The following is a 14,228-nucleotide window of genomic DNA, read 5'->3' as shown; positions in this document are numbered from 1 at the left end:
TGTAACCGAGGAAAGGTACGTCAGTGACAGAGGACGCAGCGGTGCGCACGAGAGAGGTCTGGTCCGGCCGGTCGGTGTTCATTCTCGCCGCCATCGGCTCGGCGGTCGGGCTGGGCAACATCTGGCGTTTCCCGTACATCGCGTACGAGAACGGCGGCGGTGCGTTCATCGTGCCGTATCTGGTGGCCCTGCTGACCGCGGGCATCCCGTTGCTGTTCGTCGACTACGCGATCGGTCACAAGTTCCGCGGGTCGCCGCCGCTGGCGTTCCACCGCCTCAAGCGCGCGACCGAGAGCCTCGGCTGGTGGCAGGTGGGCATCTGCTTCGTCATCGGCGTGTACTACGCGGTGATCATCGCGTGGGCGCTGCGCTACACGTTCTTCTCGGCCACGCAGGCATGGGGCGACGACGCGGAGACCTTCTTCCTGCAGGACTTCCTGCAGATGAACGCGGACGCCACGTTCGGCCTCGACTTCGTCCCGGGCGTGGCGTGGCCGCTGCTCGGGATCTGGCTCGTGGTGCTCGTCATCCTGGGTCTGGGCGTGCAGCGCGGCATCGGCGCGGCGAACCGGTTCTTCGTGCCGTTGCTGCTGGTGCTGTTCGCCGGCATGGTGGTGCGGGCGCTGACCCTCGACGGCGCCGCCACCGGTCTCGACGCGTTCTTCCGGCCGGACTGGTCGGCGCTGACCGACACCGGGGTGTGGATCTCCGCCTACGCGCAGATCTTCTTCTCGCTGTCCGTCGCGTTCGGCATCATGGTCACCTACTCGTCGTACCTCAAGCACCGGACCAACCTCACGGGCTCCGGTCTCGTCGTCGGCTTCTCGAACTCGAGCTTCGAGATCCTCGCCGGAATCGGCGTGTTCTCGGCGCTCGGCTTCATGGCACAGGCGCAGGGCGTCGCCGTCGACGAGGTGGTCAGCGGCGGTATCGGGCTGGCGTTCATCGCGTTCCCGACGATCGTCTCGGAGATGCCCGGCGGTTCCCTGTTCGGCCTGCTGTTCTTCGGCTCGCTCGTCTTCGCCGGTTTCACGTCGCTGATCAGCATCATCCAGGTGTGCGTGTCGGCCGTCGAGGACAAGACCGGCCTCACCCGCGTGCCGGCGGTCCTGATCGTCGGTGGCGTCGCAAGCGTCACCTCGCTGCTGCTGTTCCCGACCACCACCGGCCTGAACACCCTCGACGTGGTCGACCGCTTCGCCAACCAGTTCGGCATCGTCGGGGTCGCCTTCGCGACGCTCGTGGTGCTCGCGTGGGGGCTGCGCCGGCTGCCCGAACTGCAGGACCATCTCAACTCGGTGTCGTCGTTCCGGGTAGGCCTGCTCTGGCGGGTCTTCGCCGGCGTCCTCACACCCATCGTGCTCGGCTACATGCTGATCAGCGAGATCGTGGATCGGAGCCGGGAGGGCTACAACGACCTGCCGGATGCACTCGTCATGACGTTCGGGTGGGGCGTGCAGGCGCTGGTGATCGTGATCGCGGTGGCATTGTCCTTCGCACCGTGGGGCCTGACCGACGCCGAGCTGGCGCATACCGAATCGACGGAAGCGGGAGAGAGACTGTGAGTGGATCTGCGATCGGGATGATGCTCGTCGCGCTGGGGCTGGTGTGGGGCGGTCTCACCGTCAGCCTGCTGCATCTGCGCCGGAATCCGGACGAGACTTCGGGGCAGACGCCGGTTGAACCCCACCACGACTGAAATGTCCGGTCTCGAACCGGCCACAACTCGTTTCGTTTGAATAACGCCACGCCGCGCCGGACTGGCCGGTCTGTTCTTCCTGTGGTCTGCTAGATCCCACCAACACCATGAGTCACACGAGTAACACCAGACCCATGGGTCTCCGCCCCGGAGCCGTCGCACGACTCCGGGGCGGAGGGTGTTCCGGTTCCGACCACGTACAGGAGCGAAGCATGACCACCAGGACCACCCGGCGCAGGCTGCGCCGGCTCACCGCCGCAGCCTCCCTCACCGTGGCCGCTGCTCTGGCGCTGCCGACCGTCGCGGCCGCCGAACCCCCCGCGGACCCCGCAGTCGCCGCGGCGCCGGCGCCCGACCCGCTCCTCGGCGCCCTCGAGACGCTCCGGGCCCAGCCGGGCGCCGATGCGCTCGCGCTCGCCGCCGCCGAGGCCATCGGCTCCGCCCGCGGCGGTGCCACCGACGTCGCCGAGAACTCCCCGCTCTCCGCCTACGAGGACGCCGTGGAGTTCCTGCGCGGCCTCGGCATCGAACCGTTCCTCTACCCCACCGGCGCGCCCTTCTGCACCGAGGGCGGCAGCCTGCCGCTCGGTATCGCCCCCGCCGTCGCCGGCGCGGCTCCCGGCCCGTGGCCCAACCTGAACATCCCGATGGTCGGTCCCGTCAATGCCGTCGATCCCGGCGAAACCCTGTTCGCCTTCGTGCCCATGGGCGTCGAGAAGGACAGCGGGAACACCACCGGCATGCAGGTCGCCTGGTTCAACGTCAACACCTTCCAGGGCGGGTTCGTGCCCATGGGCACCATCGCCGAGGCCGCAGCCCTCGCCGTGCCCGGCGGCCTGCCCGAGTTCGCCAAGCCCCTCGTCGCCGCCGCGGTGCAGAACTTCTTCGCAGGCGCGGTCCCGCTCGGCGGAGTCCGCGCGGCACCGGTCGCGACCGGCTCGGGAACCGTCCTGGCCGCCGTGTTCGGCACGGTGCAGAACGGCGAGACGTCGTGCTTCTTCCTCCCGACCGTGGGCATCGTGGAGGTTCCCGCCTGATCCGTCGCGTCCGGGGCGCGCATGCGCGCCCCGGACGCAGCGGCCGCGTCAGCCGATCGCCTGCAGCCTCTCCAGCCGGTCGAACACGAGCCGCACCACGCTGTCCATGTGCGCCATCACCTGATCCGCCGTGGCCCGACCGGCGGCCCAGCTCACCAGGTTCGACATCCACACGTCCGCGATCACGTGCACCGCGTTGAGGAGCTGCTCGCTGACCACCTCGACCCCGGCCGCCCGGGCGTACATCCCGGTGATGATCGCTCCGAGCCGGTCGAGCTCGGCCGACGACGAGGCGTCCGCGAACATCGCCGCACGCACGAGCGCGTCGTAGAGGTTGTGGTCGCTCTCGAGCCGGCCGATGTAGCCGTGCAGCACCGACATGATCCGTTCGTGAGCCGAGTCGCCGGGGATGTCGGTGTCGCCGAACCTGTTGCTCAGATCTTCGAACAGCAGCACCATCGCCACCACCAGCAGGTGGTTCTTGGACGGAAAATAGCGGTACACGGTGCCCAGCGCCACGCCCGACCGTTCGGCGACGGCACGCATCTGGACCGCGTCGTATCCGCCCTCGGAGGCCAGTTCCTTCGCGGCCTCGATGATCCTCAGGTAGCGGGCGCGCTGGGCCGGCTTCAGGTCCGCGCCGAGAAGCGAAGCGGACCGCGCCTTCGTTCGGGATGCTGCACTCGGCTCCGCCATCGTCCTCACCTTTCGTACGCCTGCCCGCCAGCGTAGTGCGCCTTCCCCGGGCCGGCGCCGGGACCTGACCGAAAAAATGGACAGGTGTCTGGAACAGGTTCCACCAATCACTAGAACGCGTTACAGTTGCGTGGACCCGACAAGTAGGGAGGCAGCTTCCGTGCGTCACGGCATCACCCTGTTCACCAGCGATCGCGGTATCCGGCCCGAGACGGCCGCCCGAGCGGCCGAGGAACGCGGCTTCGACGCGTTCTACGTCCCCGAACACACCCACATCCCCGTGCGCCGCGAATCCGCACACCCCGGCACCGGCAACGCGACGCTGCCCGACGACCGGTACCGCCGCACGCTCGACCCGTGGGTCGCCCTCGGACTCGCCGCGGCCGTCACCTCGACCATCAGGCTGGGCACCTCGGTCGCCCTGCCCCTCGAGCACGACCCCATCACGCTGGCCAAGACCGTCGCGACCCTCGACCACCTCTCCGGCGGGCGCGTCGTCCTCGGCGCGGGCTTCGGCTGGAACGCCGAGGAACTCGCCGACCACGGCGTACCTCCCGGCAAGCGGCGTACCGCCCTGCGCGAATACCTCGAGGCGATGCAGGCGCTGTGGAACGAGGAGGAAGCCTCCTACGACGGGCAGTTCGTCTCGTTCGGCCCGAGCTGGGCCTGGCCCAAGCCGATCCAGCAGCCCCGCCCACCGGTGCTGATCGGCGCGGGCGGCACCGAGCGCACCTTCGCGTGGATCGCCCGCTCCGCCGACGGCTGGATCACCACCCCGATCGAACGCGACATCGACGACAACGTCGAGCGGCTGTGCGCCACCTGGGCCGAGGCCGGCCGCGCCGGCGCCCCGGAGATCGTCGTCCTCGCCGGCCGGCCCGACCCCGCCAAGCTCCAGCAGTGGCGCGACCTCGGCGTGACCGAAGTGATGTTCGGCCTGCCCGACCGCTCGGAGGACGAGATCCTCGCCTACCTGGACAAGCTCGCCGCCACGCTGGAACCGACCCGCTGACGGTCACGACCGAGAAGGAAACACCTCCATGACCACAGCTCCCTTCCGCCCGCTCCGTGCCGCAGAGGTCACCGCCTGGGACCACGAAGCCGACGTCGTCGTCGCCGGCTACGGCATCGCCGGCGTCTCGGCCGCCATCGAGGCCGCGCGGGCCGGCACCGACGTGCTGATCCTCGAACGCACCGGCGGCTGGGGCGGTGCCGCCTCCCTGTCCGGGGGAATCGTCTACCTCGGCGGCGGCACCCCGCTGCAGCGCGAGCTCGGGTTCGAGGACACCCCGGAGAACATGAAGAGATTCATGCTCGCCGCTCTCGGCCCCGGCGCCGACGAGGCCAAGATCTCGGAATACTGCGACGGCAGCGTCGAGCACTACCACTGGCTCACCGACAACGGAGTGGTCTTCAAACCGGCGTTCTGGGGCGAGCCCGGATGGGAGATCCCCGGTGACGACGGTCTGATGTACTCGGGGGGCGAGAACTCCGCGCCGTTCAACGAGATCGCCACACCCGCCCCGCGCGGCCATGTGCCGCAGATGAGCAACAAGCGCACCGGTGAGCAGGGCGGCGGGTACATGCTGATGAAGCCGCTCGCCGAGACGGCAGAATCCCTCGGCGTGACATCCGTCTTCGACATCCGGGCGCAGCGGCTGATCGTCGACGACACGGACCGGGTCGTCGGGATCGCCGCCAAGAAGTACGGGAACGAGGTCTTCGTGCGGGCGCGGCGCGGCGTCGTGCTCACCACCGGCAGCTTCGCCTACAACGAGGCCATGGTCACCTCGTTCGCCCCGCAGCTGCTCGGCCGCCCGGGCGCCGCGATCGAGGAGCACGACGGCTGCTCTATCCGGATGGCCCAGGCCCTCGGCGCCGACCTCGCGCACATGAACGCCACCGAGGTGGCGTTCTTCGCCGACCCGCAGCTGATGGCGCGCGGCATCCTCGTCAACGGCCGCGGCCAGCGGTACGTTCCCGAGGACACCTACCCGGGACGCATCGGGCAGCTCACCCTCCTCGAGAACGACAACCAGGCGTACCTGATCATCGACGAGGCGGCGTACGAGGAAGGTTGCACGACGACGAGTTCCACCCCGTACTTCCGGTTCCCGCCGAAGTGGGCGGCGGAGACCGTCGCCGAACTCGAATCCGACATGGGCCTGCCGGAGGGCACGCTGCAGGCCACCGTCGAGGTGTACAACCGGCACGCCGCGGCCGGCACCGATCCCGTCCTCGGGAAGAAGCCGGAGTGGGTCACGCCGATCGGCACCCCCGTCGCGGCCCTGGACCTGCGCAACTGCACCGCGGGCTTCACCCTCGGCGGCCTGCGCACCACCGTGAACTCGGAGGTCCTGCACGTCTCGGGCGAACCGATCCCGGGCCTGTACGCCGCGGGCCGGTGCACCTCCGGCGTGTGTGCGGGGGGCTACGCGAGCGGCACGTCGCTCGGGGACAGCAGCTTCTTCGGCCGTCGCGCCGGCGTCGCCGCCGCCGAGAACTGAGCGTTCCCGAATCCCGTTGTGTGGCCGAATGTCACATGGGTTCAATCGAATCGAACCCATGTGACATTCGGCCGGTTCGGTGTGCTCAGAAGCAGGTCGGCCGGGAACGGCACCGGACCGGTGACGATCATGAGCGGACCGGCCGGATTCCCGAGGTCCTTGAAGCCGACGCACGCGGGACCGCCCTGCCATGCACCCGGACTGAGCAGCGTGGTCGTCACCGAGAACACGCGGTCTCCGTTGTTGCCCCATCCCGTTCCCACGGCGTCGGGCAGATCCGGGATCAGATCCTTCGCGAGCGCCCTGACGAGAAGCCTTGTGGTACCCGGTGATCCGGCACCGAGAAACAGCGCGTCGGCGACGATGCGCTTGCGTTCGAGTACCACACCGTCCGTGGAGATCCGGTCCGTATGCGCGATCCACGTGCCGTCCCGTCCGCGCTCGATGTCGTTGACCCGGTGCAGCGTCCCGATGCGGACGTGACCCGTCGCCTCGGCCTCCGCCAGGTACGTCACGTCGACGGAGAACTTGCCGCCGTTGTTCACGCCGTAGATCAGGTCGCCGTTGGTGTACGACGGCGCCAGTTCGCCGGCCAGCTCCCGCCGGGCGAACTCCCAGTCGATGGGCATCGGCACACGGAGTGGCTCGAAGCCCTCCTCGGCGACCCGGTCGAGGAATTGCCTCGACGAGCGGTAGCGCTCGTGGTTCAGCAGATCGTCGGGGATGGTCTGCAGGCGCAGCGTCCGCGCCACGCGGGGAAAGTGCTCGACAGCGAGCAGGTCGTAGTCGATGCGCGACGACACGCTCTGCGCGAAACGCTCACCGTCGGGCTGCAGCGTCATCCCTTGGTAGAGAAGGGAACTGCCGCCCACCCTGACTGCACGCAGCCACCCGAGCGAATGTATCGCTCACCTTTTCAGGCCGACAGAACGATACATTCGCTCACCTGGGGGCGCGTGGGGGTGGGGGTGGGAATGGATGGGACGCTCAGACGACGGTGAGCGGCAGTGGGATTCCGCGGTCGGCGAACGTGAAGTTCGCGCCGGTGCTGAAGCGGGTGATCGCCACCTCGCCGCATTCCTTCGCGGGTTCGGCGTGGCGGATCACCTCGACGGTGAGCGCGTGTGCGTCCTCGGACACCACGTGCGCGGTGAAGTGCGGGTCGACGCCGCGCACCAGCGCCTGCAGCGGCTCGAGGTGGTGCCCGTCGACCAGAGTCGGCCACGACCCGTCCGCGTCGGCACCCCCGGCTCGCCCGAGGCGCAGGCGCAGCCTGTCCGGCTCCCACCGGATGTCGCGCTGGACGTACTGCCTCGGCGCGAACACGGGGTGGACCGACAGCACCGTCGCCAGTCCCTCGAAGTCGCGCGGCAGGCCGAGGGCGTCGCGTATCCGCTCGGACGCCAGCCCGGCGATGCCGGTCAACTGCTTGCGGGTAAGGGCCAGCGCGGCGTCCTCGTCCGTGCGTTTGCGCACGCCGATGAGAAAACCCAGTGTGAGCAGATGCTGCTGCAGGCACACCTCCTCCGCGATCCGCACCAGGGCCGAGTGCGAGAAGTCCGCGAACCGCAGGTCGGAGAGCAGGGGCCCGGAATAGTCGCCGAGTCCCTCGTCCGCCGGGTCGATCGCGCTGAGTTCCACTGCGACGGCCGCGGTACGCCCGATCGCCTCGGTATGGGGCGCGGCCTGCGGCGGAACGTGCGACGGGTCGATCGTCACCGTCCACGCGCAGTGCGGATGGCGGCCGGCCGGCCGGCGCGGCGGCCGGTGGATCGGCCGCACCTGGGCGTGCGGGTTGGTGGCAAGGGCGGTCGCGTCGAACGTGGGGTCCTCGATGTCGTGGCACATGGCCTTCACGTACGCGTCGCCCATCGGTTCGACGTCCATGAGCGCGCCGCAGTGGTCGAGCCGGAACTCACCGTGGTCGTGGTCGTCGACGCGGAACCGGAAGTCCATGAACTGCGGGGGCGCGCCGATGTCGAGTTGCAGCCCCTTGAAGATCGTCTCGACGCCGTCGCCCTCGTACCGCAGGGCCCGCTGCATGCGCCGGGTGTACCACGGGCTCGACGCCTGCCACTCCTCGACGGCGACCTCGGTCATTCCCTCCCGTCCGAACGCCGAGATCAGGTGCGCCATCCCGGAGCGGTCGATGAGCTGGCCGCACAGGAGCAGTTCGGGGACGAGGACGGCGAGGTCGGCCCGGGAGAGCGCCGCGAAGGAGTCGCGGACGTTCACCGAGCTCACCACAGCGGAACCGGCGCCTGTCCGGCCGGATACCAGCCGGGAAGACGTTTCGTCGACGTCGATCGTTCGATGCGCTTGTTCATGCCGTCGGACAGGACGTTGCCCGTGATCATCTCCAGGAAGAGGTGGGAGACGTTTCCGAAGTCGAAGAAGTCACGCTGCCAGGACCATCGGAAGTTGCCGCCGTAGCGGAACCAGCTGCCGCCGAGGCCGTGCACCTCGTAGTGCGACCCGTCGTCGCGGGTGGCGTCGGCGACCTGTTTCCAGAAGCCGATGACGTCGCCGGTCCGCTCGTCCACGACGAACCGTTGGTAGGGATACTGCCAGCCCTCCAGGCCGGCCATCTCCTGGCCGAGCGCGAGCTCGCGGATCTCCTCGCGCCCGACGGCCATGAAGTCGTCCGTGGGACCGTAGTTCCAGCCGTAGGTCGCGTCCTCGGTGTACATGTCGGCCAAGGGCTTCCAGTCACCGGCTGCCTCGGCCTTCTTGTTCTCCTCGATCCAGCGCTCGATCATCTCGTCGAGTTCTGCTCGGTCGAAGGGTGCCATGACTTGTCTCCTCTGGATCAGTCCTCGACGATGCGGAGGGCTCGGGTGGGGCAGTACCGTACGGCGGATCGGACGTCGCCACAGAGTTTTTCGGGTATGTCGTCCATCAGGATCCGGACCTTGCCGTGCTTGGGAACGTCGAAGACGTCCGGTGCCTCCAGCGAGCACATCGCGTGGCCCTGGCACAGATCGAGGTCTGCTTCCACTTTCACGGCGCGAGTCCTTACATCCGGGTGCGACGGCGATAGCGCACGGCGCACGGCTGCGCGAGCTGCACCACCATCTTGGAATGGTCGTTGCGGTAGGTGTCGGCCGGCTGAGCCATCTCGAATTCGTAGTCGCGCAGCAGGACCGAGAAGATCGCCTTGAGCTGCATGAGGGCGAACGCCGCTCCCACGCACCGGTGCCGGCCGGCCCCGAACGGGATCCAGGTCCAGCGGTTGACGATGTCCTCCTGCCGCGGATCGAGGTAGCGGCCCGGATCGAAGGCATCGGGCTCGGGGAAGTCCTCCGGGATGCGGTTGGAGATCGCCGGGGTAGCGCCGACGAGGTCGCCCTCGCCGATCCGGTACCCCTCGACCTCGAACTCGCCGCGCGCGACGCGCAGCAGCAGGATCAGCGGCGGGTGCAACCGCAGCGTCTCCTTGAGTACCGACTCGAGCATCGGAATCTGCCGCAGCGCATGGAAACTCACGCCCTCACCGTCAGCGTAGAGGACGTCGAGCTCGTGGGTGACTCCGCGCAGGTACTCCGGATTGCGCAGCAACTCGATCAACGCCCATGCCGCCGTCCCCGACGTGGTGTGGTGGCCGGCAAACATCATCGAGATGAAGATGCCGGTGATCTCGTCCGCGCTGAACCGCTCCTTGCCGTTCTCGTCCTTGATGGAGACGAGGACGTCGAGCATGTCGCGATCCTCCTTGCCCTGGGGCGGGTTCGCGATGCGGCCGACCATGATCTCCTCGACGAGGGCGACCAGCCCGCGGCGGGCCTCGTCGCGGCGACGGAAGCTCTCGATGGGCGCGTAGGGGTCGACGAAGGCGAGGGCGTCGGTGCCCTTCTCCAGGTCGTGGTAGAGGCTCGCGAACCGGCTGTCGAGCTGGTCGCGGAACTTCTTGCCGATCAGGCAGGCCGAGGACGTGTAGATGGTCAGCTCCGCGAAGAACTCCAACAGGTCGATCTCACCCTCGTCACCCCACCCGGCGACGATGTCACGGACCTCGCGTTCGATCGTGGCGGCATGGCCCTTCATCTGCTCGCCGCGCAACGCGGAGTTGTGCAGCATCTCCTTGCGGCGCTCGGGGCTGGCATCGAAGACCACGCCCTCCCCGAAGACCGGCTTCATGAACGGGTACGCGGCCTGCTGGTCGAGGTCCTCGTCGGCGGAGCGGAAGAAGAACTCGTTGGCCCGAGCCCCGGAGAGCAGCACGACGTTGCGGTCGGCGAGCTGGAAGGCGCCGACGTCGCCGCACTCCTCGCGGACTCGCTGCATCAGGCCGATCGGGTCGGTGCGCAGTTCCTCGAGGTGGCCGTGTTCGTGCTCGCCCCCCGAGACGCACGTGGGGGTGGTGATCGTGGTCATTCAGGCTCCTTTCCCCGAGAATCCTTCTGCAGAGGCGCTTCCGGCTGCACTTCGGTCAGCACCAGGTGGGTTCCGCGCGGGGCCGAGACGACGGCGACGACGGCGTTCGCGATCTCGGAGGCGCGGAGGAAGTAGGAGTGCCGGGCGAAGCCCCATCTGGTCCAGTCGGCGATCAGCGGCTCGATGATCTCCGCGGGGGCATCGAGTCCCATCCCGGTCTGTGTCGGGCCGGGACGCACCACCGACGCGCGAACCCCCGTGCCCTCGAGTTCCATCCGCATCTGGCGCACGAGCGCCTCGAGGCCCGTCTTGGCGGCGACGTAGGCGCCCATGCGGGGCCGCGCGACGTCGGCGCAGTCCGAACCGATGACGACGAAGTCGCCGCGGCGCCGTTCGATCATCCCCGGCAGCACGCGATGGGCGAGACGCTGCGTGCCGATGAGATGGACGTTCACCTGGAACTCGAACCGGTCCGGATCCATCTCGTGCACGAGCCGGAAATCCATGTCACCGGCGCCGGACAGGACGATCTCGGTGGGACCCAGGGCCTTCTCGGCGCCGGCGACGAACTCGTCGACCGATTCGGTGGACGCCACGTCGAGGAAGTGCGCGAAGGCCTCGCCGCCCTCGCCGCGGATCTTCTCCGCGAGGGCCTCGCACTGTTCGACGCGCCGCGCACCGAGGGCGACCGGGTGACCGAGGGCGGCGAGCGCGAAGGCGGTGGCCGTACCGATGCCGGAGGAGGCGCCGCTGACGATCGCGGGCCGGCGCGGCGGATTGGGTTCGAATCTAGGCATGTCGCCGGGTCACCTCTACGGGCAGGGCCGCGAGGCCTCGGACGTTGGTGGAGTGGACGCGTTCACAGCGGTCGAAGTCGACGTCGTAGTCGGCGACGCGCGCGGCGAACTGTTCGAGCGCGATGTTCGCCTCGAGGCGCGCAAGGTGGGCACCGAGGCAGAAGTGCACGCCGCCACCGAAACTGGCGATCTTGGACGCGCTGTCGCGGCCGATGCGGAAGGTGTCGGGATCCTCGAACACCTCGGCGTCGCGGTTGGCCGAACCGATGAGCAGCAGCACCTTGTCGCCCGCGCGAATGGTGCTGTCGTGCACGTCGATGTCGGTGGCGGCAGTGCGCGCGACGATCTGGCTGGAGGTGTCGTAGCGCAGCGTCTCCTCCACCCAGCCCGGGGCTGCGTCCGGGTTGCCGAGGACGCGGGCCACCTCGGTCTTGTTCTTCGCGCCCCAGTACAGTGCGTTGCCGAGCAGTTTGGTGGTGGTCTCGTTGCCCGCGACGACCATCAGGAACATGAAGCCGATGATCTCGTCGTCCTCGAGGCGGTCTCCGTCGACCTCGGCGTCGAGCAGGGCCGAGGTGAGGTCCTCGCTCCGGTGGGCGCGGCGCTGCGCCAGCATGTCCGCGTAGTAGCCGACGAGGTTCAGCGACGCCTCCATCGCCGCGACGGGCACGTCAAGTACGCCCCGCTCCCGGTGGACCACCAGATCCGCCAGCCGGCGCAGTTCGGCGCGGTCGGCCTCGGGCACGCCCATCAGTTCGGAGATGACGTCCATCGGGAGCTTGCCCGCGAAGTCCGCGATCCAGTCGAATTCGTCCTTGTCCAAGGCGGTGTCGAGGTAGTGGAGAGTCAGCTCGAGGATGCGGCCGCGCAGGTCGGCGACCCGGCGCGGGGTGAAGCCCTTGGAGACGAGCCGGCGCATGCGCATGTGGCGGGGGTCGTCCATCGCGAGGAACGACATGACCTTGTGGGCGTGGGGGCCGTAGGCCGCCGGGTCGAGGGACACCCCGTTCGCGCTGGAGAGCCGGGTGTGGTCGCGGAAGCCCGCGACGACGTCGGCGTGCCGGGACAGGGCCCAGAAGCCGAGGTCGTCGTTGCGGTAGAGCGGCGCCTCCTCGCGCAGGCGCCGGTAGATCGGATACGGGTCCTCGTGGAAGCCGTAGTCGTAGGGATCGAACAGGAGCGGTTCGAGCGAAGCCTGGGTCATGCGCTACTCCAATAGAAGTTTGGCGGAGGTCTCCAGCCGATCGGCGATCTTCTCGTAGGTCTCGTACCCCATGCCCGCCCGGACGAGGGCGCCGGCGTAGAGCATTTCCAGCGCTTCGATCTCGTCGGGATCGGCGTCGGGGCCGAGGGCCGTGGCGAGCCGGTCCCGGATGTCGAGGCCGATGCGGGCGCGCAGGTGTTCGACGTCGGGGTCGCGGCCGAGCAGCGCGCTGGTGACCGCGCCGGCGAGTTCGGGCTCGTCGGCCATCATCAGCGCGACGTTGCGCAGCACCGCGACCACGCGGTCGACCCGGTCGGTCGTGGCCGCCTCGGGTTCGGGCGAGGCGGCGAGCCGGCGCCAGAACACCTCGGCGACGAGGTGCTCCTTGGACGAGAAGTAGGTGTAGGCGGTGGCCGGTGCGACACCGGCCCGAGCGGCGACGTTGCGTACGGTCAGTCCTGCGAACCCCTCTTCCCGCAGGACCTCGACGGCAGCGCGCGTCAGACGGTCCACGGTGTCGGCCTGCTTCTCGGTGAGACGGCGGCGGGTGGATTCGAGATTCACATTTCTGGACACGTGTCTGGACATTACTACGGTCGCCTGTCCGAGGCAATGGTCCCACCCACCCGAATTCGCTTCAGACCTTCGGATACACCCGCACGGGCATGGATTTGATGCCGTTGATGAAGTTCGAGCGCAGCCGCCGGACCGGCCCTGCGGGCTCGATGCGCTCGATCCGGCGCGCCAGGGTCTCGAACAGGATGCGCAGTTCCAGCCGCGCCAGGTGCGCGCCCAGGCAGAAGTGCACCCCGGTGCCCCCGAACGCCACGTGCGGGTTGTGGGTCCGTCCGATGTCGAAGACGTGCGGGTCCTCGAAGACGTCCTCGTCCCGATTCGCGCTCGGGTAGTAGACCACCACCTTGTCCCCCGCCTCGACGGGCTGGTCACCGATCGTCGCCGGGCACGTCGGCGTGCGGCGGAACCCGATCACCGGGGTGACCCAGCGGAGGATCTCCTCGACCGCGCCGGCGGCGAGTTCCGGCTCGGCCTGCAGGCGGCGCCACTGATCCGGATGGTCGATGAAGGCCTGCATGCCGCCGGCGGTGGCGTTGCGCGTCGTCTCGTTCCCGGCCACCACCAGCAGCACGAAGAACATGTCGAACTCCATCTCGGTCAGCGTGTCACCGTTCTCGTCCGGCCGGACGAGCCGGGAGACGATGTCGTCGCGCGGCTCCACCCTGCGCGCCGCGGCGATCTCGTTGGCGTACAAGAAGATCTCCGCCGCGGCGAGTTCCCCGTCGGCCTGGGTGTTGCCGTACTCCGGGTCGTCGAACCCGATCATCCGGTTGGACCAGTCGTAGAGCCTGCCGACGTCCGCCGTGGGCGCGCCGAGCAGGGCGGCGATCACCTCGAGCGGAAGCGGGGCGGCGGCCACCGGCACGAAGTCGACGACCGCGCCGTCCCGGCCCCGCTCGATCAGGTCGTCGACGATGCGGTTGCAGATGTCCCGGATGTGCCCCTCGAGTGTCCGGACCATCCGGGGTGTGAAGCCGCGGCTGACGAGCTGGCGCAGCCGGGTGTGCTCGGGCGGATCGAGGTTGACGAGCATCGCCGCCTGCTTGAGGCGGGTCGCCTCGTCGAACTCGTCGATCTGGGTCGTGCCGAGCGCCGACGAGAACGTCGCGCTGTCGCGGGAGACCGCGGTGACGTCCGCATGGCGCGTCACCGCCCAGTAGCCGGGTCCGTCCTCCTCGTCCTGCCGGTAGACCGGGCAGCCGTGCCGCAGCTCGGCGAAGAAGTCGTGGGGTACCCCCTCGGTGTAGAGATCGGGGTTCTTCAGGTCGATACGTGATGCCGTCACGGGACCACCTCGCACTTGTTTACGAATGATCGTCGTTTATAAGCTACACATAT

Annotated in this window: 15 protein-coding genes; 5 read left to right on the top strand and 10 right to left on the bottom strand. The window is 68.8% G+C overall.

Annotated features, from left to right (window positions below; translation table 11 throughout):
• Positions 1 to 23: 23 nt before the first annotated feature.
• The 3 genes from ISO16_RS23190 to ISO16_RS23180 all read left to right on the top strand — a co-directional run bounded on the left by ISO16_RS23190 (position 24) and on the right by ISO16_RS23180 (position 2,736).
• Complete coding sequence (locus ISO16_RS23190) at positions 24 to 1,565, top strand: sodium-dependent transporter (RefSeq protein ID WP_029541699.1); 1,542 nt, start codon at positions 24 to 26, stop codon at positions 1,563 to 1,565.
• Positions 1,562 to 1,699, top strand: a complete 138-nt coding sequence (locus ISO16_RS23185; protein WP_072634473.1) for a methionine/alanine import family NSS transporter small subunit — start codon at positions 1,562 to 1,564, stop codon at positions 1,697 to 1,699. Before ISO16_RS23190 ends, ISO16_RS23185 begins: the two co-directional genes overlap by 4 nt.
• A gap of 212 nt (positions 1,700 to 1,911) precedes the next feature.
• Positions 1,912 to 2,736: a hypothetical protein gene (locus ISO16_RS23180; protein WP_006946975.1), complete on the top strand. Its 825-nt coding sequence runs from the start codon at positions 1,912 to 1,914 to the stop codon at positions 2,734 to 2,736.
• 48 nt (positions 2,737 to 2,784) lie between these two features.
• Here the strand turns inward: ISO16_RS23180 and ISO16_RS23175 are convergent, their stop codons facing one another.
• Positions 2,785 to 3,432, bottom strand: a complete 648-nt coding sequence (locus ISO16_RS23175) for a TetR family transcriptional regulator (protein WP_072634472.1) — start codon at positions 3,430 to 3,432, stop codon at positions 2,785 to 2,787.
• Positions 3,433 to 3,592: 160 nt separating this feature from the next.
• Here ISO16_RS23175 and ISO16_RS23170 point away from each other — a divergent pair, with 160 nt between their 5' ends.
• Both ISO16_RS23170 and ISO16_RS23165 read left to right on the top strand, forming a co-directional pair.
• Positions 3,593 to 4,444 carry an LLM class F420-dependent oxidoreductase gene (locus ISO16_RS23170; RefSeq protein ID WP_072634471.1) on the top strand — a complete coding sequence of 284 codons (852 nt, stop codon included), beginning with the start codon at positions 3,593 to 3,595 and terminating at the stop codon, positions 4,442 to 4,444.
• 28 nt (positions 4,445 to 4,472) lie between these two features.
• On the top strand, positions 4,473 to 5,939 hold the full coding sequence (locus tag ISO16_RS23165) for an FAD-dependent oxidoreductase (RefSeq protein ID WP_072634470.1): 1,467 nt from the start codon (positions 4,473 to 4,475) through the stop codon (positions 5,937 to 5,939).
• A 41-nt stretch (positions 5,940 to 5,980) separates the two neighbouring features.
• Here ISO16_RS23165 and ISO16_RS23160 read toward each other — a convergent pair whose 3' ends face one another.
• The 9 genes from ISO16_RS23160 to ISO16_RS23120 all read right to left on the bottom strand — a co-directional run bounded on the left by ISO16_RS23160 (position 5,981) and on the right by ISO16_RS23120 (position 14,175).
• Positions 5,981 to 6,781, bottom strand: a complete 801-nt coding sequence (locus tag ISO16_RS23160) for a hypothetical protein (protein ID WP_230304419.1) — start codon at positions 6,779 to 6,781, stop codon at positions 5,981 to 5,983.
• Between the two features lie 145 nt (positions 6,782 to 6,926).
• The gene (locus ISO16_RS23155; protein ID WP_072634469.1) at positions 6,927 to 8,186 is read right to left on the bottom strand and encodes a hypothetical protein; all 1,260 of its coding nucleotides are present in this window, start codon (positions 8,184 to 8,186) and stop codon (positions 6,927 to 6,929) included.
• Complete coding sequence (locus ISO16_RS23150) at positions 8,180 to 8,731, bottom strand: nuclear transport factor 2 family protein (protein WP_072634468.1); 552 nt, start codon at positions 8,729 to 8,731, stop codon at positions 8,180 to 8,182. The genes ISO16_RS23155 and ISO16_RS23150 overlap by 7 nt, the downstream gene beginning before the upstream one ends.
• Positions 8,732 to 8,748: 17 nt before the next feature.
• Positions 8,749 to 8,943, bottom strand: a complete 195-nt coding sequence (locus ISO16_RS23145; protein ID WP_006936239.1) for a ferredoxin — start codon at positions 8,941 to 8,943, stop codon at positions 8,749 to 8,751.
• A gap of 11 nt (positions 8,944 to 8,954) precedes the next feature.
• A complete protein-coding gene (locus ISO16_RS23140) occupies positions 8,955 to 10,313 on the bottom strand; it encodes a cytochrome P450 (RefSeq protein ID WP_072634467.1) in 1,359 nt (452 codons plus the stop codon).
• Positions 10,310 to 11,110, bottom strand: coding sequence for an SDR family oxidoreductase (locus ISO16_RS23135; protein ID WP_072634466.1), 801 nt, complete (start codon positions 11,108 to 11,110; stop codon positions 10,310 to 10,312). Before ISO16_RS23135 ends, ISO16_RS23140 begins: the two co-directional genes overlap by 4 nt.
• Positions 11,103 to 12,314 carry a cytochrome P450 gene (locus ISO16_RS23130; RefSeq protein WP_006936246.1) on the bottom strand — a complete coding sequence of 404 codons (1,212 nt, stop codon included), beginning with the start codon at positions 12,312 to 12,314 and terminating at the stop codon, positions 11,103 to 11,105. The genes ISO16_RS23135 and ISO16_RS23130 overlap by 8 nt, the downstream gene beginning before the upstream one ends.
• Positions 12,315 to 12,317: 3 nt before the next feature.
• Positions 12,318 to 12,878, bottom strand: coding sequence for a TetR/AcrR family transcriptional regulator (locus ISO16_RS23125; RefSeq protein ID WP_006936248.1), 561 nt, complete (start codon positions 12,876 to 12,878; stop codon positions 12,318 to 12,320).
• A gap of 73 nt (positions 12,879 to 12,951) precedes the next feature.
• Positions 12,952 to 14,175 (bottom strand): cytochrome P450, encoded by a 1,224-nt coding sequence (locus tag ISO16_RS23120; RefSeq protein ID WP_072634465.1) that lies wholly within the window; start codon positions 14,173 to 14,175, stop codon positions 12,952 to 12,954.
• Positions 14,176 to 14,228 lie beyond the last annotated feature (53 nt).

The sequence above is a fragment of the Rhodococcus sp. M8 genome, assembly GCF_015654185.1.
In the GTDB taxonomy this organism is placed as follows: Bacteria; Actinomycetota; Actinomycetes; order Mycobacteriales; family Mycobacteriaceae; genus Rhodococcus; species Rhodococcus aetherivorans.
Note: the sequence above shows the minus strand (reverse complement) of the source record. Positions and strands in the feature narration are given on the sequence as shown.